Origin of the sequence: Pseudomonas sp. IT-347P (assembly GCF_949768005.1) — a bacterium.
GTDB lineage: Bacteria > Pseudomonadota > Gammaproteobacteria > Pseudomonadales > Pseudomonadaceae > Aquipseudomonas.
Genome location: NZ_CATKPQ010000011.1, coordinates 16,390 through 34,926 on the forward strand (window position 1 = coordinate 16,390; position 18,537 = coordinate 34,926).

At 59.0% G+C, this 18,537-nt stretch carries 16 protein-coding genes; 11 read left to right on the plus strand and 5 right to left on the minus strand.

Going from position 1 to position 18,537, the window contains the following annotated elements:
• The first annotated feature begins 167 nt into the window (after positions 1 to 167).
• Complete coding sequence (locus ACM6IV_RS04195) at positions 168 to 2,090, plus strand: ATP-binding cassette domain-containing protein (protein ID WP_414868847.1); 1,923 nt, start codon at positions 168 to 170, stop codon at positions 2,088 to 2,090.
• Positions 2,091 to 2,159: 69 nt separating this feature from the next.
• Here ACM6IV_RS04195 and ACM6IV_RS04200 read toward each other — a convergent pair whose 3' ends face one another.
• Entirely contained in the window at positions 2,160 to 2,597 is a 438-nt protein-coding gene (locus tag ACM6IV_RS04200; RefSeq protein WP_414868848.1) for a universal stress protein, read from the minus strand.
• A 103-nt stretch (positions 2,598 to 2,700) separates the two neighbouring features.
• Here ACM6IV_RS04200 and ACM6IV_RS04205 point away from each other — a divergent pair, with 103 nt between their 5' ends.
• The 7 genes from ACM6IV_RS04205 to ACM6IV_RS04235 all read left to right on the plus strand — a co-directional run bounded on the left by ACM6IV_RS04205 (position 2,701) and on the right by ACM6IV_RS04235 (position 11,096).
• Positions 2,701 to 3,138, plus strand: coding sequence for a hypothetical protein (locus ACM6IV_RS04205; protein ID WP_414868849.1), 438 nt, complete (start codon positions 2,701 to 2,703; stop codon positions 3,136 to 3,138).
• Between the two features lie 516 nt (positions 3,139 to 3,654).
• A complete protein-coding gene (gene fadB, locus ACM6IV_RS04210) occupies positions 3,655 to 5,802 on the plus strand; it encodes a fatty acid oxidation complex subunit alpha FadB (RefSeq protein WP_414868850.1) in 2,148 nt (715 codons plus the stop codon).
• Positions 5,803 to 5,831: 29 nt separating this feature from the next.
• Entirely contained in the window at positions 5,832 to 7,007 is a 1,176-nt protein-coding gene (gene fadA / locus ACM6IV_RS04215) for an acetyl-CoA C-acyltransferase FadA (protein WP_007910465.1), read from the plus strand.
• A 98-nt stretch (positions 7,008 to 7,105) separates the two neighbouring features.
• The gene (locus tag ACM6IV_RS04220; protein WP_017337558.1) at positions 7,106 to 7,342 is read left to right on the plus strand and encodes a DUF1653 domain-containing protein; all 237 of its coding nucleotides are present in this window, start codon (positions 7,106 to 7,108) and stop codon (positions 7,340 to 7,342) included.
• A gap of 114 nt (positions 7,343 to 7,456) precedes the next feature.
• Complete coding sequence (gene topA, locus ACM6IV_RS04225) at positions 7,457 to 10,087, plus strand: type I DNA topoisomerase (RefSeq protein WP_414868851.1); 2,631 nt, start codon at positions 7,457 to 7,459, stop codon at positions 10,085 to 10,087.
• A 144-nt stretch (positions 10,088 to 10,231) separates the two neighbouring features.
• Positions 10,232 to 10,756, plus strand: a complete 525-nt coding sequence (locus ACM6IV_RS04230) for a DUF6586 family protein (protein ID WP_414868852.1) — start codon at positions 10,232 to 10,234, stop codon at positions 10,754 to 10,756.
• A 106-nt stretch (positions 10,757 to 10,862) separates the two neighbouring features.
• A complete protein-coding gene (locus tag ACM6IV_RS04235; RefSeq protein WP_003226592.1) occupies positions 10,863 to 11,096 on the plus strand; it encodes a hypothetical protein in 234 nt (77 codons plus the stop codon).
• Between the two features lie 95 nt (positions 11,097 to 11,191).
• Here the strand turns inward: ACM6IV_RS04235 and sulA are convergent, their stop codons facing one another.
• Positions 11,192 to 11,665 carry an SOS-induced cell division inhibitor SulA gene (sulA, locus tag ACM6IV_RS04240; protein WP_414868853.1) on the minus strand — a complete coding sequence of 158 codons (474 nt, stop codon included), beginning with the start codon at positions 11,663 to 11,665 and terminating at the stop codon, positions 11,192 to 11,194.
• Positions 11,666 to 11,676: 11 nt separating this feature from the next.
• A complete protein-coding gene (gene lexA / locus ACM6IV_RS04245; RefSeq protein ID WP_003226590.1) occupies positions 11,677 to 12,285 on the minus strand; it encodes a transcriptional repressor LexA in 609 nt (202 codons plus the stop codon).
• Positions 12,286 to 12,514: 229 nt separating this feature from the next.
• On the opposite strand from lexA, the gene ACM6IV_RS04250 reads away from it, so the two are divergent.
• The 3 genes from ACM6IV_RS04250 to ACM6IV_RS04260 all read left to right on the plus strand — a co-directional run bounded on the left by ACM6IV_RS04250 (position 12,515) and on the right by ACM6IV_RS04260 (position 15,140).
• Entirely contained in the window at positions 12,515 to 13,222 is a 708-nt protein-coding gene (locus tag ACM6IV_RS04250; RefSeq protein WP_007910473.1) for a TetR/AcrR family transcriptional regulator, read from the plus strand.
• 158 nt (positions 13,223 to 13,380) lie between these two features.
• The gene (gene nagZ / locus ACM6IV_RS04255) at positions 13,381 to 14,391 is read left to right on the plus strand and encodes a beta-N-acetylhexosaminidase (RefSeq protein WP_414868854.1); all 1,011 of its coding nucleotides are present in this window, start codon (positions 13,381 to 13,383) and stop codon (positions 14,389 to 14,391) included.
• 11 nt (positions 14,392 to 14,402) lie between these two features.
• Positions 14,403 to 15,140: an S-methyl-5'-thioinosine phosphorylase gene (locus ACM6IV_RS04260; protein ID WP_414868855.1), complete on the plus strand. Its 738-nt coding sequence runs from the start codon at positions 14,403 to 14,405 to the stop codon at positions 15,138 to 15,140.
• A gap of 126 nt (positions 15,141 to 15,266) precedes the next feature.
• Here ACM6IV_RS04260 and ACM6IV_RS04265 read toward each other — a convergent pair whose 3' ends face one another.
• Positions 15,267 to 17,957: an SNF2-related protein gene (locus tag ACM6IV_RS04265; protein WP_414868856.1), complete on the minus strand. Its 2,691-nt coding sequence runs from the start codon at positions 17,955 to 17,957 to the stop codon at positions 15,267 to 15,269.
• Between the two features lie 11 nt (positions 17,958 to 17,968).
• Positions 17,969 to 18,535 carry a CsiV family protein gene (locus ACM6IV_RS04270; RefSeq protein WP_414868857.1) on the minus strand — a complete coding sequence of 189 codons (567 nt, stop codon included), beginning with the start codon at positions 18,533 to 18,535 and terminating at the stop codon, positions 17,969 to 17,971.
• Positions 18,536 to 18,537: the final 2 nt, after the last annotated feature.

Sequence of the window (18,537 nt, forward strand, 5' to 3'; positions counted from 1 at the left end):
ACTGAATTGTCTGTAGCTTAGCCTTTTGCCAGCAAGCGGCGAAAGCTTTGCGGACCTCGCAGCACAAGTTCGCAACAAATGTTGTGCAGAGTGCTTCGACAGACAAATTGCCGGCCTGCTGAAGCCCTAACTCAGGTAGAATGCGCGCCCGGTTTTTGGAGAAGCTCATGACCCTGCTCAAATTCAGCGATGTGTCCCTTGCGTTCGGCGCTATGCCGTTGTTGGACAAGGTGTCCTGGCAGATCGCCCGTGGTGAGCGGGTGTGCATCATCGGCCGCAACGGCACTGGCAAGTCCAGCATGATGAAACTGGTCAAGGGCGACCAGAAGCCCGATGACGGCTCGGTGTGGCGTGCCCCCGGTCTGAAAATCGGCGAGCTGCCGCAAGAATTGCCGGTGGCCGACGAGCGGACCGTATTCGACGTGGTGGCTGAAGGCCTCGACGGAGTGGGCGCACTGCTTGCCGAATACCATCACCTGAGCCAGAACATCGTTACCGATGCCGATCTGGACAAACTGATGCACGTTCAGCACGACCTCGAAGCCCGTGACGGCTGGCGCTTGCAGACCCTGGTCGACAGTACCCTGAGCCGCTTGCAACTGCCGGCCGACAAGACCCTCGCCGAACTGTCCGGTGGCTGGCGTCGTCGCGTCCTGCTGGCGCAGGCGCTGGTGTCCGAGCCGGATCTGCTGCTGCTCGACGAACCGACCAACCACCTGGACATCGGTGCGATTGCCTGGCTTGAAGAAGCGCTGAAAGATTTCCAGGGCGCCGTGCTGTTCATTACGCACGACCGTTCCTTCCTGCAAAACCTCGCCACGCGCATCCTTGAACTGGATCGCGGTGGCCTGATCGACTGGAACGGCGACTACGCCAGTTTCCTCGTGCACAAAGAAGCCGCACTGGCCGCAGAAGAAACCGCCAACGCGCTGTTCGACAAGCGTCTGGCCCAGGAAGAAGTGTGGATCCGCCAGGGCATCAAGGCCCGGCGTACCCGTAACGAAGGCCGCGTCCGCGCCCTGAAAGCCCTGCGCGTTGAGCGTAGCGAGCGTCGTGAGCGCACCGGCAAGGCCAACATTCAGCTGGAAACCGCCGACAAGTCCGGCAAGCAAGTGATGGTCCTCGAGAATGTCAGCTTTGCGCATCCGGGCGGGCCGTTCCTGATCAAGGACTTCTCGATGGTCCTGCAACGCGGCGACCGTATCGGTCTGCTCGGCGCCAACGGTACCGGCAAGACCACTCTGCTGAAACTGATGCTCAGCGGTCTGCAACCGACCAGCGGTAAAGTGGAAGAGGGCACGCGGATCGACGTGGCGTACTTCGACCAGTTGCGCCATCAGCTGGATCTGGAAAAGACCGTGATCGACAACGTCGCCGAAGGTCGCGACTTCATCGATATCGATGGTCAGAGCCGTCACGTGCTGAGCTACCTCGGCGACTTCCTGTTCAGCCCGCAGCGAGCCCGCACGCCGGTCAAGGCGCTGTCGGGTGGTGAGCGGGCGCGTCTGTTGCTGGCCAAACTGTTCAGCAAACCGGCGAACCTGCTGGTGCTCGACGAACCGACCAACGACCTCGACGTGGAAACCCTCGAACTGCTCGAAGAAGTGCTGCTGACCTTCAACGGCACCGTGCTGATGGTCAGCCACGATCGGGCATTCCTCGACAACGTGGTCACCAGTACGTTGGTCTTCGAAGGTGAAGGCAAGGTGCGTGAATACGTCGGCGGCTATCAGGACTGGATCCGTCAGGGCGGCTCGCCGCGCCTGCTGGGCGTGACTGAAAGCAAATCGGGCAAGGCTGACCTGAATTCGGCGGTAGTCACTGCTGAGCCGGCTGTGGCTGCTGCGCCTGTCGCGGCTGCTCCGGCGGCCAAGAAGAAGCTTAGCTACAAACTGCAACGCGAGCTGGAAGCGCTGCCGGGTGACATCGATGCCAAGGAACAGCAGATTGCCGCTGTCGAGGCAGAGATGGCTGAGGCCGGTTTCTATCAGCGTCCGCCGGCAGAAACGGCCAAGGTGATTGCTTCTCTGGAGCAGTTGCAGGCTGAGCTGGATGCGTTGGTGGAGCGTTGGGCTGAGCTGGATGCCTGATTGATCCGGTAACAAAAAAGCCCGGCCTCATTTGCGTGAGGCCGGGCTTTTTGCAGGAGCTGCCGCAGGTCAGCGTTTGACCAGATGTACCGCCAATACATCACATGGCGCGCCGTGCAGTACGTCGTTGGCGGTCGAGCCGAGCAATAGCGCGAGACCGTGACGGCCATGGCTGCCGACTACGATCAGATCGCACTTCTGTTCCTTGGCGAAGTGATGGATTTCCTGACGTGGCTGGCCATAGTTAAGGTGGCAATCGGCGCCTTCAAGTTCCGCGTATTTGGCTTTCAGGCGTTCAAGACGCTCCTTGGCCTGATCAAACTGCTGTTGTTGCAGTTGTGACAGATCCATCGGCACGTCGCCACCGAACGCCATGGCCATCGGCTCGACGATATGCACCAGCGACAGTTTGGCGCCATTGCTCGCCGACAGCTCTCGGGCGCGGTGAATCACAGGGTCGCACTCTTCGGTCAGGTCTACGGCGACCAGGATATGGGTGTAGGGCATGAGGTGCTCCTCGTGACGGTTCAATATTGGTAAGTATGGCTGGTTTCAAGCGCATTGGTTCCAAAGTGACACAATGGGCTCACCAAGAATTGGGAATAGAGATATGACGGTCTGGTTGGTGGTGTCAATCCTGCTGGTGGTTTTAAGTCCATTGGCCTGGTTGCGCCCATCGCGCGCGCAAAGCGGTCGCATTGCCCTGCGCATGGAGGCACGACGCATGGGGCTGGCCATGCAGCTAGCGCCGCAGGAATGGCCGCACTGGCTGGCGCAGGAGCCGCCGAACCCGTGTGCGCAATATCATCGTCCGCGCCGTAGCAAGCAGCCGAACTGCTGGACTTACTGGCAGAAGTCGCCGGGTATGTGGGTCAATCAATGGCAGGAAGTTTGTGAGGACCCCACGCTGCTGAATCATTTCGAAAAGTTGCCGGGCAACGTTTTCAAAGTTGAGGCAGACAAGCAGATGATCGCCTTGTATTGGGGCGAGAAGGGCGAAGCTGCCGTTTTGCAGGACATCGACGCCACTCTGAAAGCACTGGCATAACACGCGGACTTTTCCCACTGCAACGGTGGGGAGCGTCCGGCAGACGCGCAATAAAAAGCCCGACATGATTCATCGGGCGGGGTGGCCAGGCAGGCCGGAAACCTTTTTGATGCTGACTCGATCAGCGCATCTCTCTGCCGTCCACCCAGCGTAGCCCTTTAAACAAGGGCTGCCGCGAATTAGGACGACTTTTCTAACTATTGATTCTATGAATGGCTTCACATGCAGACGCGTGTTGTAGGTCTTCGTCCTACGGAAATGACCGCAAAGTCGCATTTCAACCCGTATTTCGGGCGATTGACAATTGTCGGAAATTCCGTGAAGGTGACGTACCCAAATCAAACGGGCGTATGAATTGAGCGTTTGTCTTACAGACTGCTCCTACAGAATCCCGACTATCGCGTTGGCGGGTGTGCCGGGTGGATTGGCGTCAGCATCGACGAAAAAGCGTCCTGCCGAGCCATTCGCCTGCGTCCGACGTGTACTGTTCAGCTTCCATATCGTGGAGATCAGTTGATGATTTACGAAGGTAAAGCCATCACGGTTAAAGCTCTTGAAAGTGGCATCGTCGAATTGAAATTCGACCTCAAGGGTGAGTCCGTCAACAAGTTCAACCGTCTAACCCTGAACGAACTGCGTCAGGCCGTAGACACCATCAAGGCAGATGCTTCGGTCAAGGGCGTGATCGTCAGCAGTGGCAAGGACGTGTTCATCGTCGGCGCCGACATCACCGAATTTGTCGACAACTTCAAGCTGCCGGATGCCGAGCTGGTTGCTGGCAATCTCGAAGCCAACAAGATCTTCAGCGATTTCGAAGACCTCAACGTTCCAACCGTCGCGGCCATCAACGGCATTGCGCTCGGTGGCGGTCTGGAAATGTGCCTGGCAGCTGACTATCGCGTCATGTCGACCAAGGCCAAGATCGGTCTGCCGGAAGTCAAGCTGGGCATCTACCCAGGCTTCGGCGGCACCGTGCGTCTGCCGCGTCTGATCGGTGTCGACAACGCCATCGAGTGGATTGCCGCCGGCAAGGAAAACCGCCCTGAAGACGCCCTGAAAGTCAGTGCCGTCGACGCCGTGGTTGCTCCTGAAAAACTGCAGGAAGCTGCCCTTGAACTGATCAAGCGTGCCATCTCCGGCGAGTTCGATTTCAAGGCCAAGCGTCAGCCGAAACTTGAAAAACTCAAGTTGAACGCCATTGAGCAAATGATGGCTTTCGAAACCGCCAAAGGTTTCGTCGCCGGTCAAGCGGGCCCGAACTACCCGGCGCCGGTTGAAGCGATCAAGACCATCCAGAAAGCCGCGAACTTCGGTCGCGACAAGGCGCTCGAAGTCGAAGCCGCCGGTTTCGTCAAACTGGCCAAGACCTCTGCCGCACAGAGCTTGATCGGTCTGTTCCTGAACGATCAGGAACTGAAGAAAAAGGCCAAGGCCTACGACGAAATCGCCAAAGACGTGAAGCAGGCCGCCGTACTTGGCGCCGGCATCATGGGTGGCGGTATCGCCTATCAGTCGGCCTCCAAAGGCACGCCGATCCTGATGAAGGACATCAACGAGCACGGGATCGAGCAGGGTCTGGCCGAAGCCGCCAAACTGCTGGTTGGCCGCGTTGATAAAGGTCGCATGACCGCTGCGAAAATGGCCGAAGTGCTCAACGGCATTCGTCCGACCCTGTCCTACGGCGACTTCGGTCACGTCGATCTGGTGGTTGAAGCAGTTGTCGAGAATCCGAAGGTCAAGCAAGCCGTGCTGGCCGAAGTCGAAGCTCAGGTCAAAGAGGACACCATCCTCGCGTCCAACACCTCGACCATTTCCATCAGCTTGCTGGCCAAGGCCCTTAAGCGTCCGGAAAACTTCGTCGGCATGCACTTCTTCAACCCGGTGCACATGATGCCGCTGGTGGAAGTGATCCGTGGCGAGAAGTCCAGCGAGCTGGCGGTTGCCACCACCGTTGCCTACGCCAAGAAGATGGGCAAGAACCCGATCGTCGTCAACGACTGCCCGGGCTTCCTGGTCAACCGCGTGCTGTTCCCGTACTTCGGCGGTTTCGCCAAACTGGTCAGCGCCGGTGTGGACTTCGTCCGTATCGACAAGGTCATGGAAAAATTCGGCTGGCCAATGGGCCCGGCGTACCTGATGGACGTGGTCGGTATCGACACCGGTCACCACGGTCGTGACGTGATGGCTGAAGGTTTTCCGGACCGCATGAAGGATGACCGTCGTTCGGCCATCGACGTGCTGTACGAAGCCAAGCGCCTGGGTCAGAAGAACGGTAAGGGCTTCTACGCTTACGAGGCCGACAAGAAAGGCAAGCAGAAGAAAGTCGCCGATCCATCGGTGCTGGAAGTGCTCAAGCCGATCGTTTACGAGCAGCGCGAGGTCACTGACGAAGACATCATCAACTGGATGATGATCCCGCTGTGCCTGGAAACCGTGCGTTGCCTGGAAGACGGCATCGTTGAAACCGCCGCCGAAGCCGACATGGGTCTGGTTTACGGTATCGGTTTCCCTCCATTCCGTGGCGGTGCGCTGCGCTACATCGATTCGATCGGTGTTGCCGAGTTCGTTGCCCTGGCTGACCAGTACGCCGATTTGGGCGCGCTGTACCACCCGACCGCGAAGCTGCGCGAAATGGCCAAAAACGGCCAGAGCTTCTTCGGTTAAGCGCCCCCAACTAGAGTGAGAGTGAACTTATGAGCTTGAATCCTAGAGACGTCGTGATTGTCGACTTCGGTCGTACTCCGATGGGCCGCTCCAAGGGCGGCATGCACCGCAACACCCGCGCCGAAGACATGTCGGCGCACCTGATCAGCAAATTGCTGGAACGCAACGCCAAGGTCGATCCCGCAGAAGTCGAGGACGTGATCTGGGGCTGTGTGAACCAGACCCTGGAGCAGGGCTGGAACATCGCGCGCATGGCGTCGCTGATGACCCAGATCCCGCACACCTCGGCCGGCCAGACCGTCAGCCGTCTGTGTGGCTCGTCGATGAGCGCGCTGCACACCGCTGCACAAGCGATCATGACCGGTAACGGTGACGTGTTCGTCGTTGGCGGCGTCGAGCATATGGGCCACGTGAGCATGATGCACGGTGTCGATCCGAACCCGCACATGTCGCTGTACGCGGCAAAAGCCTCGGGCATGATGGGCCTGACCGCTGAAATGCTCGGCAAAATGCACGGCATCACTCGCGAACAACAGGACGCTTTCGGCGTGCGTTCCCACCAGTTGGCCCACAAGGCAACCGTGGAAGGCAAGTTCAAAGACGAAATCATCCCGATGCAGGGCTATGACGAGAACGGTTTCCTGAAACTGTTCGACTACGACGAAACCATTCGTCCGGAAACTACCCTGGAGAGTCTGGCGGCCCTCAAGCCGGCCTTCAATCCAAAGGGCGGCACCGTGACAGCCGGTACTTCGTCGCAGATCACCGATGGTGCTTCGTGCATGATCGTGATGTCGGCGCAGCGTGCACAGGACCTGGGCATCCAGCCAATGGCGGTGATCCGTTCGATGGCCGTGGCGGGTGTGGATCCGGCAATCATGGGCTATGGTCCAGTTCCGGCGACACAAAAAGCTCTGAAGCGTGCGGGCCTTGGCATCAACGATATCGACTTCTTCGAGCTCAACGAAGCTTTCGCCGCACAGGCCCTGCCAGTGCTGAAAGATCTGAAAGTACTCGACAAGATGAACGAGAAGGTTAACCTGCACGGCGGCGCGATCGCCCTGGGTCACCCGTTCGGTTGCTCCGGTGCCCGTATTTCCGGCACCTTGCTGAACGTGATGAAGCAGAATAGCGGCACCTTCGGGGTGGCCACTATGTGCATTGGTCTCGGCCAAGGCATCTCCACCGTCTTCGAACGCGTTTAAGCGTCTCGTCGATGGAAGCCGGGGCCAAGTGCCCCGGTTTTTGTTTTTGCGGATTTATTTTTATTTTATTTAGAAAAAATTTGAGTGAGGGCCGAAGCATGCCGATACAACCTGGGCTCTACCAACATTACAAAGGTCCGCAGTACCGCGTATTCAGTATTGCGCGGCATTCCGAGACCGAAGAGGAAGTGGTCTTTTACCAAGCCCTGTATGGCGATTACGGCTTTTGGGTGCGCCCTCTGAGCATGTTTCTCGAGTCGGTCGAGGTTGACGGCGAGCAGGTGCCACGCTTTGCTTTGGTGCAAGCCGAACCGAGCCTTTTTTCCAAGGCATGAGGCGAGCGCGCACAGAACCCTGTGCTTGACCTCACCTTGTATCAACTATATATAGCGGTGCCGCGTCAGGCGCCAACCGCCTTTCACTTCTAGAATTCAGGAATTTTCTGATCCATGGGCAAATCGCTGGTCATTGTGGAATCCCCGGCTAAGGCCAAGACCATCAACAAGTATCTGGGTAACCAATACGTGGTGAAGTCGAGTATCGGCCATATCCGAGACCTGCCCACCAGCGGTTCGGCTAGCGCCAGCAAAGAGCCGGCCGCCAAGCGCGGCAAGGCTGCCGCAGGCGAAGGTCCGGTGCTCACACCGAAAGAGAAAGCGCGCAAGCAGCTTGTTTCGCGCATGGGTGTCGATCCCGATCACGGCTGGAAAGCTCAGTACGAGATCCTGCCGGGTAAAGAGAAGGTCATCGAAGAGCTGCGCCGGCTCGCCAAGGATGCTGACACCATCTATCTCGCAACCGACTTGGATCGCGAGGGGGAAGCCATTGCCTGGCACCTGCGCGAAGCCATCGGTGGTGACGACAGCCGCTACAAACGCGTGGTGTTCAACGAAATCACCAAGAAGGCGATTCAGGAGGCTTTTTCGGAACCGGGCGAGCTGGACATCGATCGTGTCAACGCTCAACAGGCACGTCGCTTCCTCGACCGCGTTGTGGGTTACATGGTCTCGCCGCTGCTGTGGGCGAAGATTGCCCGTGGTCTGTCCGCCGGTCGTGTGCAATCGGTTGCCGTGAAGCTGGTGGTCGAGCGTGAGCGCGAAATTCGTGCGTTCAACCCGGAAGAGTACTGGGAAGTGCACGCCGATCTCGGCACCACCAAAGGCTCGACCGTGCGTTTCGAAGTGGCTCGTGAAAAAGGCGAGGCCTTCAAGCCGTTGAACGAAGCCCAGGCCATGGCTGCGCTGGAGAAGCTCAAGTCCTCCAGCTACAGCATCGTCAAGCGCGAAGACAAGCCGACCAGCAGCAAGCCTTCGGCGCCGTTCATCACCTCGACCCTGCAACAGGCTGCAAGCAACCGCTTGGGCTTCGGCGTGAAGAAAACCATGATGATGGCCCAGCGTCTGTACGAAGCCGGCTACATCACTTATATGCGTACTGACTCGACCAACCTCTCGGCTGATGCCGTGGCGATGGCGCGCACTTATATCGAAGACGAATTCGGCAAGAAATACCTGCCGGAAACGCCGAACGTCTACAGCAGCAAGGAAGGCGCGCAAGAGGCTCACGAAGCGATTCGTCCGTCCGACGCCAACACCATTCCGAGCAAGCTGGCGGGCATGGAGCGTGACGCTGAGCGCCTCTACGAGCTGATCTGGCGCCAGTTCCTCGCTTGCCAGATGCTGCCAGCGCAATACCTGTCGACCACCGTCAGCGTAGGCGCTGGTGACTTCGAGCTGCGCGCCAAGGGCCGTATCCTCAAGTTCGACGGTTACACGCGCGTCATGCCGCAGATTGCCAAGCCAGGTGATGACGACGTTCTGCCTGATATGGCGCAAGGCGACGTGATGAAGCTAATCAAGCTCGATCCGTCGCAGCACTTCACCAAGCCGCCGGCGCGTTACTCGGAAGCCAGTCTGGTGAAGGAAATGGAAAAGCGCGGTATCGGTCGTCCTTCGACGTACGCTGCGATCATTTCGACCATTCAGGATCGCGGCTACGTGACCCTGCACAACCGTCGTTTCTACTCGGAAAAGATGGGCGATATCGTCACCGAGCGCCTGTCGGAAAGCTTCTCGAACCTCATGGACTATGGCTTCACCGCCGGCATGGAAGAGAATCTCGATGACGTGGCGCAGGGTGAGCGCGACTGGAAAAACGTGCTGGACGAGTTCTACGGCGACTTCAAGAAGAAACTCGAAGTGGCCGAAAATCCGGACAGCGGCATGCGTGCCAATCAGCCGGTCATGACTGACATTCCGTGCACCACGTGCGGCCGTCCGATGCAGATCCGTACCGCATCGACCGGCGTGTTCCTCGGTTGCTCGGGCTACAGCCTGCCGCCGAAAGAACGCTGCAAGGCCACCGTCAACCTCGTGCCGGGCGATGAAATCGCCGCGGACGACGAAGGCGAGTCGGAATCGCTGGTGCTGCGCGGCAAGCATCGCTGCCCGATCTGCAGCACGGCAATGGACGCTTACCTGCTGGACGAGAAGCGCAAGCTGCACATCTGCGGTAACAACCCGGATTGCGCCGGCTACGAAATCGAAGAGGGCAGCTATCGCATCAAGGGCTACGAAGGTCCGAGCCTGGAATGCGACAAGTGCGGCAGTCAGATGCAGCTCAAGACCGGCCGGTTCGGCAAGTTCTTCGGTTGCACCAACCCGACCTGCAAAAACACCCGCAAACTGCTGAAGAGCGGTGACGCGGCGCCGCCGAAGATGGACCCGGTGAAGATGCCTGAGCTGAAATGCGAAAAGGTCAACGACACCTACATCCTGCGTGATGGTGCGTCTGGTCTGTTTCTGGCTGCCAGTCAGTTCCCGAAAAACCGCGAGACCCGTGCTCCGCTGGTGATCGAGATTCTGCCGCACAAGGACGAGATCGATCCGAAGTACCACTTCCTCTGCGAAGCTCCACAGAAGGATCCTGATGGTTTGCCGGCGGTGATCCGCTACAGCCGCAAGACCAAGGAGCAATACGTACAGACCGAAGTCGATGGCAAGCCTACCGGTTGGAAGGCGTACTTCGACGGCGGTAAGTGGACGGTTGAAGACAAGCGTACGAAGGCCAAGGCTGAGTAAACATTAGCCTGAAACTGAAAGGCCGCATGACGACCCCTCGGGTTTTCATGCGGCCTTTTTGTTTTGTGCTTGCGGTGGGATCGGCTGATCCACGACACTGTCCGGCCTGTGTGAAGCAATTATTTCGTAGTGGAGACTGCCGTCATGGCCCACGAGCTCTATACCCGCACCAACCAGAAGATCTATTTCGCCGGCCTGTCACTCGAGGCTCTGGCTCGAGCCGAAGAAGGGCGCGCGATGAATTCTCTGGCGTTGATTCAGGCTGGGCGTGAGTCAGCATTGTTTCACCTCTACGGCGCGTTGCTCGGTCTTTGTCATGAGATTGCGGGTTTCTATCGGCTGCCGCAGGCCAATGCACCGCGCGCCGAGATGCTGCTGACGCATGAAGTTCTGGAGTCGATTGCGATTCCCGAGTTGGCCGAGATGGTCGAGCTGGCGGGTAATCCTGAAACCTGGCTGGCGAAACTGCTGGCTGCGCATTCGGCGCTGTTTCAGCCGCCGCGCGTTCCACACAAACCGAAGGGCGATGTGACACAGCCATTGATTCAGGCGATTAACCTGGATGAAGAAGACGCGGCAGAAGAGTTGAGCCGAGAGGAGCTGGAGAGCTGGCGGCAGAACTTGAAAGGTCTGGCGATTCGTTTTCGCGAAGGCTTGAACGAGTGCTGAGGGCGATCGACACAGTGGCAATCTGAAACATGCTGCTGGTCAAGATCCCGAGCGAAGCCTGAATGATGTCTATATAATCCCTGCCTTTCGTGGAGAACAGACCTTTATGCCAACGTCCTTTCTAGAAATTGTCGAGTTACCAGACGGCCGAATCGAACTGCGCAGGGCTGAGGACGAGGGTTCTTTGGTGACGCTGGATTTCTCCGAGGATGCCAAGGCGTTCCTGCAAGGTCAGCATGTGGAAATCGCTAAAGCGATGTTAAGCGTCGGCGTGCAGATGGCCGGTCGCATGGTCGAAGGCGAGTTTGATAAGGAAGAAGGGCCGCGGGTTCTTCATTGATCCCCGCCTTTTTACTGTTGGACGTTACCGCTTCAGATCGGCTTCTCTGTCCCTGGAGAAGCCCTGCGCTTCACACAGCGCTTGTTGCCCATCAATCAACCCAAACGAATGTTCAGGCTCTGAGCCTCGCCCGTGCGTGCGGCGCTGATCAGTTGTTGCCGCGAGCTGGTGCTTAGCGGGTTGAGCCAAGTGACCACAGTGTGACTGCGACCCAGTCTTAGAGCTTCGCACGCCAGTTGCTGAGCGCTTTGAGCGCCCCGTGGTTGCAGCAGCAGGATGCGCTCGCGGTTCAGGCCCGCATCCCTCAGCCAGGTTTGGGTCAGGCTGGCTGGTGGTGCGATCAGTGTCAGCCAGCGCGCGTCCTGATCTTCACTGAGTTCGCGAAGGATCGGGGCGAGCAGGTTCAGGCAGTTCCCGGCAGCACCGCGCAGTGACAGCTCACTGAATACTTCGGGTTCGGCAGTCCACGGGCGCTCGACCACGTCTTTCAGGATCGGCGCCATCGGTTGTGCCAGAAACGCTTCGAATAAAGGCAGTTGTGTTTGCTGAGGTGTGTGTGGGAACTGCATAAAGCCTCCAATTAGCGGCGGATAACGCCGACACTCAAGCCTTCGATCACCAGTTCCTGATCTTTCAGGTCGACTTCGATAGGGGCGAACTCGGGGTTTTCGGCGATCAGCCAGACCTTGCTGCCTTCACGTTTGAAGCGTTTGACCGTCACTTCATCGCCGATGCGGGCAACGACAACCTGGCCATTACGTGCTTCGCGGGTGGTATGCACGGCGAGCAGGTCACCATCGAAAATGCCGATGTCCTTCATGCTCATGCCGTGTACACGCAACAGATAGTCAGCGCGTGGATGAAAGAAGGCCGGATTGATGTTGCAGGATTCTTCGATGTGCTGCTGGGCGAGGATTGGCGCGCCGGCAGCGACCCGGCCAATGATGGGCAGGGTAGAGTCATCGGCCTTGGCTTCGAAGCCGGGAATGCGAATACCGCGAGAAGCGCCGGGGGTCATCTCGATGGCGCCTTTTCGGGCCAGTGCCTTGAGATGTTCTTCAGCCGCGTTCGGCGACTTGAAGCCCAGTTCCTGAGCGATTTCCGCTCGGGTTGGCGGGTAGCCGTTGTCTTCGAGGCAGCGTTTGATAAAGGCCAGAATCTCGGCTTGGCGTGGCGTCAGCTTTAGCATATTGATCGCTCTGTCTTTTTATACAGTGACTGGGATTATATACAGTGAAGCGCCCTTGGCAATGCCCGTTTTTTTGCATGCCGCCAGACGGTCGGCATTCGTGCTTATTAATGCATTGAGCTTGTGTGGTTAAATAGCTGACCGACCATTCCCAAAACGAACTGGCAGGCTTGACAAGGCACAGGCTGAAACGTATGTTTCAAACAAGTGTTTGTCAGGCGGAGTAGCCATGGCCCAGTCGGAAACCGTTGAACGCATTCTTGATGCTGCCGAGCAGTTGTTCGCGGAGAAAGGTTTCGCTGAAACCTCATTGCGTTTGATCACCAGCAAGGCTGGCGTCAACCTGGCAGCGGTGAACTATCATTTCGGCTCGAAAAAAGCGCTGATCCAAGCGGTTTTCTCGCGCTTCCTCGGTCCGTTCTGCATCAGCCTCGACAAAGAGCTGGAGCGACGTCAGGCCAAGCCTGAAAACAAGCCAACCCTCGAAGAACTGCTGGAAATCCTCGTCGAGCAAGCCCTCGTGGTTCAACCACGCAGTGGCAACGACCTGTCGATCTTCATGCGCTTGCTCGGTCTGGCGTTCAGCCAGAGCCAAGGCCACCTGCGCCGTTATCTGGAAGACATGTACGGCAAGGTGTTCCGTCGCTACATGCTGCTGGTCAACGAGGCTGCGCCGCGCATTCCGCCGATCGAGCTGTTCTGGCGCGTGCACTTCATGCTCGGCGCCGCGGCGTTCAGCATGTCCGGTATCAAGGCGTTGCGTGCGATCGCCGAGACCGATTTCGGCGTCAACACTTCTATCGAGCAAGTGATGCGCCTGATGGTACCGTTCCTCGCTGCGGGCATGCGTGCCGAAACCGGCGTTACTGATGCCGCCATGGCCACCGCGCAACTGCGTCCTCGGAGCAAATCAACGCCGGTCGCCGCCAAGGTTTAACCGCGCACGGGTGGGCGCGGCAGCTGGTATCCGCTAAGCTAGCCGCCCATGCCGACTCTCGTTCTGAACCCGAAATCCATAGAAATTGCCGACCTGCCGAGCATGGCTCACGGTAGCGATTTCTTGCGGATCGGGTTTTTCGTTTTCAAGGAATCTCTATGACTGCTGGCCTGCAAGGCTCGTTGATGGTGGACGTCGCCGGTACCTGGCTGACGGCCGAAGATCGCCAATTGTTGCGTCAGCCCGAAGTGGGCGGCCTGATTATTTTCGCGCGTAACATTGAGCATCCGCGCCAGGTGCGTGAACTCAGTGCGGCGATTCGCGCGATTCGTCCGGATCTGCTGCTGGCGGTGGATCAAGAGGGCGGTCGCGTACAGCGCCTGCGTCAGGGCTTTGTGCGCCTGCCGGCCATGCGTGCCATCGCCGACAACTCGAACGCCGAATACCTCGCCGAGCAGTGCGGCTGGATCATGGCCACTGAAGTGCTGGCAGTCGGACTCGACCTGAGTTTCGCCCCGGTGCTTGATCTGGATTACCAGCGCAGCGCCGTGGTTGGCACCCGTTCATTCGAGGGCGATCCCGAACGCGCTGCCGTGCTCGCCGGAGCCTTTATTCGCGGCATGAACAGCGCGGGCATGGCTGCCACCGGCAAGCACTTCCCCGGCCACGGCTGGGCCGAAGCGGATTCCCATGTAGCGATCCCGAACGACGAGCGCAGCCTCGACGAGATACGCGCCAACGACCTTGTGCCTTTCGCCCGATTGAGCAAGCAACTGGCCGCTGTAATGCCGGCCCACGTGATTTATCCGCAAGTGGATTCGCAGCCCGCCGGTTTTTCCCGGCGCTGGTTGCAGGACATCCTGCGCGGCGAATTGCAGTTCGATGGCGTGATCTTCAGTGACGACCTGTCGATGGCCGGCGCCCACGTGGTCGGCGATGCCGCCAGCCGTATCGAAGCCGCTTTGACTGCCGGCTGCGACATGGGCCTGGTGTGCAACGACCGCGCCGCTGCAGAGCTGGCCCTCAGTGCCGCGCAACGCATGAAGGTCAAGCCATCCGCGCGCATCGCACGTATGCGTGGTCAGGCATTCGCCAGCACCGACTACCGTCAGGATCCGCGCTGGCTCACCGCTATTGGCGCGCTCAAAGACGCTCAACTGATCGATTAAGGATTTTTGCTATGACGGTTTACGCAATCATCGGCGGCACCGGCCTGACCCAGCTCGAAGGCTTGACCATTCGCCAATCGCTGGCAGTGGACACGCCCTACGGCGCGCCATCGGCCGACGTGCAGATCGGCGAATACGCCGGCAAGGAAGTGCTGTTCCTCGCCCGTCACGGCCACCCGCATCGCTTCCCGCCGCACAAGGTCAACTACCGCGCCAATCTGTGGGCGTTGAAGCAGGCCGGTGCCGAAGCGATCATCGCCGTTAACGCGGTGGGCGGGATTCATCCGGCCATGGGCACGGGGCATTTCTGCGTGCCGCACCAGATCGTCGACTACACCAGCGGGCGCGAGCACACTTTCTTCGCTGATGATCTGGAACATGTCACGCACATCGACTTCAGCTTCCCCTACAGCGAGCCGTTGCGTCAGCAATTGATCGCCGCCGTGGCCGCCGAAGGTTGCGAGTACAGCGATCAGGGGGTGTATGCCTGCACCCAGGGTCCACGCCTCGAGACCGTTGCCGAGATCGTGCGTCTGGAACGCGATGGCTGCGACATCGTGGGCATGACTGGCATGCCGGAAGCGGCGCTGGCGCGTGAGCTGGATCTGGATTACGCCTGTCTGGCGCTGGTAGTGAATCCGGCGGCGGGCAAGACCACCGACGTGATCACCATGGCCGAAATCGAGCAGGCGCTGCATGACGGCATGGGCAAGGTGAAATCGGCGTTGGCGCGGGTGCTCAAGGGCTGAGGCTGGCGTTAGATCGAGTCGATTCAATCGCGAGCAGGCTCACTCCTACATTGCATCTGTGGCAACCACAAACTCATTGTAGGAGCGAGCCTGCTCGCGATAGCTATCTAACAGGCAGCAAATATTTCAACGCTTGTCGGCCTTATCCGGCAACGGCGCAAACAACGCTTCAATATCATCACTCTGCAGCTTCCAGTCCCCGGCCTTGCGCCCATCCAGCACGCCTGCCGCCAAGTCGGATTTTTCCTTCTGCAGGTGCTGAATTTTCTCTTCCACCGTGCCCCGGGCAATCATTTTGTAGACGAACACCGGTTTCTCCTGGCCGATTCGATAGGCGCGATCCGTCGCCTGATTCTCGGTCGCCGGGTTCCACCACGGGTCGTAGTGGATCACCGTATCCGCCTCGGTCAGGTTTAAGCCGACACCGCCAGCCTTCAGGCTGATCAGGAAGATCTGACGCTTGCCGCTCTGGAATTCCTTCACCGGCGTACGCCGATCGCGAGTCTGGCCAGTCAGCAGTGCATAAGCGACATTGCGCTTTTTCAGCTCGTCTTCGATCAATGACAGCATCGAGGTGAACTGTGAAAACAGCAGAATCCGCCGACCTTCCTCGAACAGCTCTTCGAGCATTTCCATCAAGCTGTCGAGTTTGCCCGAGGTGCTACCGCGGGCGGGCAGGGTGGCGTCATTGACCAGGCGCAGATCACAGCAGACCTGGCGCAGCTTGAGCAGCGCCTCAAGAATGATGATCTGGCTGCGCGCCACGCCTTTGCGGGTGATCTCGTCGCGGACCTTCTTGTCCATCGCCAGGCGCATGGTTTCGTACACATCACGTTGCGCTTCGTTGAGATCGACCCAATGGATGATCTCGGTTTTCGGTGGCAACTCGGTGGCCACCTGTTCTTTGGTGCGGCGCAGCAGAAACGGTTTTATCCGACCGTTCAGGTGCTGAAGTCTGACTTCGCTGCCGCGCTTTTCAATCGGCACGCGGTAATCGGCGTTGAAGCTTTTTACGTCGCCTAGCCAGCCCGGCAGCAGGAAGTGAAACAGCGACCACAGCTCGCCCAGGTGGTTTTCCAGCGGCGTACCGCTGAGGCACAGGCGCTGACGCGCATTCAGCTCGCGCGCCGCTTGTGCGGCTTTGCTGTTCGGGTTCTTGATGTACTGCGCCTCGTCCAGCACCAACACATGCAGCGGTTGCCTGGCCAGACGTTCGACGTCTTTGGGCAGCAGTGCGTAAGTGGTGAGGATCAGGTCGAAATCCGCCAGATTGTCGAAGTGCTTTTTGCGGCTGGCACCGTACAGCGCAACCACTTTCAGTTGCGGAGTGAAGTGCGCCGCCTCATCGAGCCAGTTGGGAATCAGGCTGGTCGGCATCACCACCATGCACGGGCGATCGAGGCGTCCGGCGTTTTTCTCGCTGAGAATATGCGCCAGGGTCTGTAGGGTTTTACCCAGACCCATGTCATCCGCGAGAATCCCACCGACTTCCAGTTGCCGCAGCGACTGCATCCAGCTCAAGCCTTCGAGCTGATAGGGGCGTAGTGTCGCGTTCAAGCCTTCAGGCGCCTCTGCGCTGAAATCACGAATATCCCGCAGGCGCTGGGCGAACGTGCGGATCTGCTCGCCACCCTCCCACAGCAGCGGGAGGCCTTCCAGCGAGTTGAGTCGCGTGGCGTCAGCCTTGCTCAAACGCAGCGTAGTTTCGCCCGGCTCCTGCAAATAAAACTCGCCAAGTGTCATGAGTACGGGTTTCAACCGACCCAGCGGCAACGCCACCTGCAACGGCCCGTGCTCGCTGTTGCGCTGCGGAATATTCACCAGGATCAGCTCGTCATCGCGGCGGCGCGCCATACGTTCCGGATTGAGGATTTCCGCGTGCGAGCGCATCAGATTGAGCAGGATCGGCAACAGGCTCAGGCGCTCGCCGTTGACGATGATCCCCAGTTCCAGATCAAACCAATCGCGCTCCGGCGCCTGTTCGACGGTGGCGTACCAGTCATCCACGGCGGTCAGATCGAAGCCGAATTCCTCATCGATCTGCAGCTCCCAGCCCTGGCTGCGCAGTTTCGGCAGGTCGTTGAGGGTGAAGGTCAGCCAGGCGCTGTCATTGACCATCTCGTACAGCTCGCCGGCGCTTTCCGGCAGGGCTTTGCTCTGGCGAGTGGCGATGCGAAAGCCGAGGATGCGCAACTGTTCGCGGTAGGACTGCTCGATGTCCGGGTGACGTTTGACCCGCAGCGTCTGGCTTTCCTGGCGAATCAGGATATCGCTGTTCTTCTGCCCGCTGACGTACTCGTCGAGGTAACTGAACGACAGCGCCGCGCGATGCTGAATGTAGCGCTGCATCTTGCCGTTGCGCGGTTCGAAAGCGCTGAATTCGACGCTGGCCAGCCACAGGCGTGGCAATGGCTGCACATTGTCGACCAACACTTGCGGCGGCGCTTTCGGGCTGCGGTTTTCCAGCACGGCTTGCAGCTTTTCCAAGAGTTCGGCGTCTTTGGCGGCAGCGGGGTAATCGAGGGTTTCCTGCACTTTCAGCAGCACCGCGGCGCAGTGTTTGCAGTTGCTGCGAACCGGGCATGTGCAACTGGCATCGACCAGCAGCAAAGTGCTTTTGGCGGATTCGCGCAGCTGAATGGTCTGGCGATAAACGTTACCGCCAGAGCCTTCGCAACTGGCGGTGATGGTCGCATCGCCGACCTGGGCGATGCGTACCCGGTTTTCCAGGGCGTAGCGGCGGCCACGCTCCAGGCTCTGTTCCTTGAATCGGCTGACCCAGGAGGGTGCCAACGGTTTACTCAGGGGTGGGGGCATAAGGACTTCGATCAGTCCGGAATGTCTTCAGGCGCTTCCCGTGGCGCAGGCGCGGTCAGGGAAGTGATCTTGATCAGCAGGGCCAAGTGGCCGTTGTCCAGGTAGTTGAGTTGGCCGTTCTTGGTGTGGCTGTCCTGTTTCAGGCGCTCACTGGCGGTGACCAGGCCATTGGCGTCGATCTGATTGACCCAGAAATCGGCGTTCACATCGGTGAAGCGCCCCAGCTTCATTTCCAGCGTGCCCTCGATCGGGAACTGGCCGAATTGCTCCTGGCCGTCGCTGACCGCGACTTTGGCCGGTGTCTCACCGAGGGTTTGCTGCCAGGCCTTGTGCATCAGCACGCTGTAGTCGCCGCTGGCCGTTAGCTTGGTGACAACCTCATTCAGTGCAGGCGTGCGCTTGCTGTCATCGGCCAAGCGTTGGGCGCCGGCCGCCCAGTCTTCCGGAGCGGCGCGACTGACGATGGCTGGCACAGCATTCTGGCGCACCAGAATCATTTCGACCTGATACAGGTCATCGGCGAAAGCCGAGGGTGCTACCAAGGTGAGCAGCAAAGTCAGCGAGCGAAACAGGCGCATTG

Coding starts and splice junctions, on each gene's coding strand:
- ACM6IV_RS04195 (WP_414868847.1), top strand. CDS start 168: ATGACCCTGCTCAAATTCAGCGATGTGTCCCTTGCGTTCGGCGCTATG.
- ACM6IV_RS04200 (WP_414868848.1), bottom strand. CDS start 2,597: ATGCCCTACACCCATATCCTGGTCGCCGTAGACCTGACCGAAGAGTGC.
- ACM6IV_RS04205 (WP_414868849.1), top strand. CDS start 2,701: ATGACGGTCTGGTTGGTGGTGTCAATCCTGCTGGTGGTTTTAAGTCCA.
- fadB (WP_414868850.1), top strand. CDS start 3,655: ATGATTTACGAAGGTAAAGCCATCACGGTTAAAGCTCTTGAAAGTGGC.
- fadA (WP_007910465.1), top strand. CDS start 5,832: ATGAGCTTGAATCCTAGAGACGTCGTGATTGTCGACTTCGGTCGTACT.
- ACM6IV_RS04220 (WP_017337558.1), top strand. CDS start 7,106: ATGCCGATACAACCTGGGCTCTACCAACATTACAAAGGTCCGCAGTAC.
- topA (WP_414868851.1), top strand. CDS start 7,457: ATGGGCAAATCGCTGGTCATTGTGGAATCCCCGGCTAAGGCCAAGACC.
- ACM6IV_RS04230 (WP_414868852.1), top strand. CDS start 10,232: ATGGCCCACGAGCTCTATACCCGCACCAACCAGAAGATCTATTTCGCC.
- ACM6IV_RS04235 (WP_003226592.1), top strand. CDS start 10,863: ATGCCAACGTCCTTTCTAGAAATTGTCGAGTTACCAGACGGCCGAATC.
- sulA (WP_414868853.1), bottom strand. CDS start 11,665: ATGCAGTTCCCACACACACCTCAGCAAACACAACTGCCTTTATTCGAA.
- lexA (WP_003226590.1), bottom strand. CDS start 12,285: ATGCTAAAGCTGACGCCACGCCAAGCCGAGATTCTGGCCTTTATCAAA.
- ACM6IV_RS04250 (WP_007910473.1), top strand. CDS start 12,515: ATGGCCCAGTCGGAAACCGTTGAACGCATTCTTGATGCTGCCGAGCAG.
- nagZ (WP_414868854.1), top strand. CDS start 13,381: ATGACTGCTGGCCTGCAAGGCTCGTTGATGGTGGACGTCGCCGGTACC.
- ACM6IV_RS04260 (WP_414868855.1), top strand. CDS start 14,403: ATGACGGTTTACGCAATCATCGGCGGCACCGGCCTGACCCAGCTCGAA.
- ACM6IV_RS04265 (WP_414868856.1), bottom strand. CDS start 17,957: ATGCCCCCACCCCTGAGTAAACCGTTGGCACCCTCCTGGGTCAGCCGA.
- ACM6IV_RS04270 (WP_414868857.1), bottom strand. CDS start 18,535: ATGCGCCTGTTTCGCTCGCTGACTTTGCTGCTCACCTTGGTAGCACCC.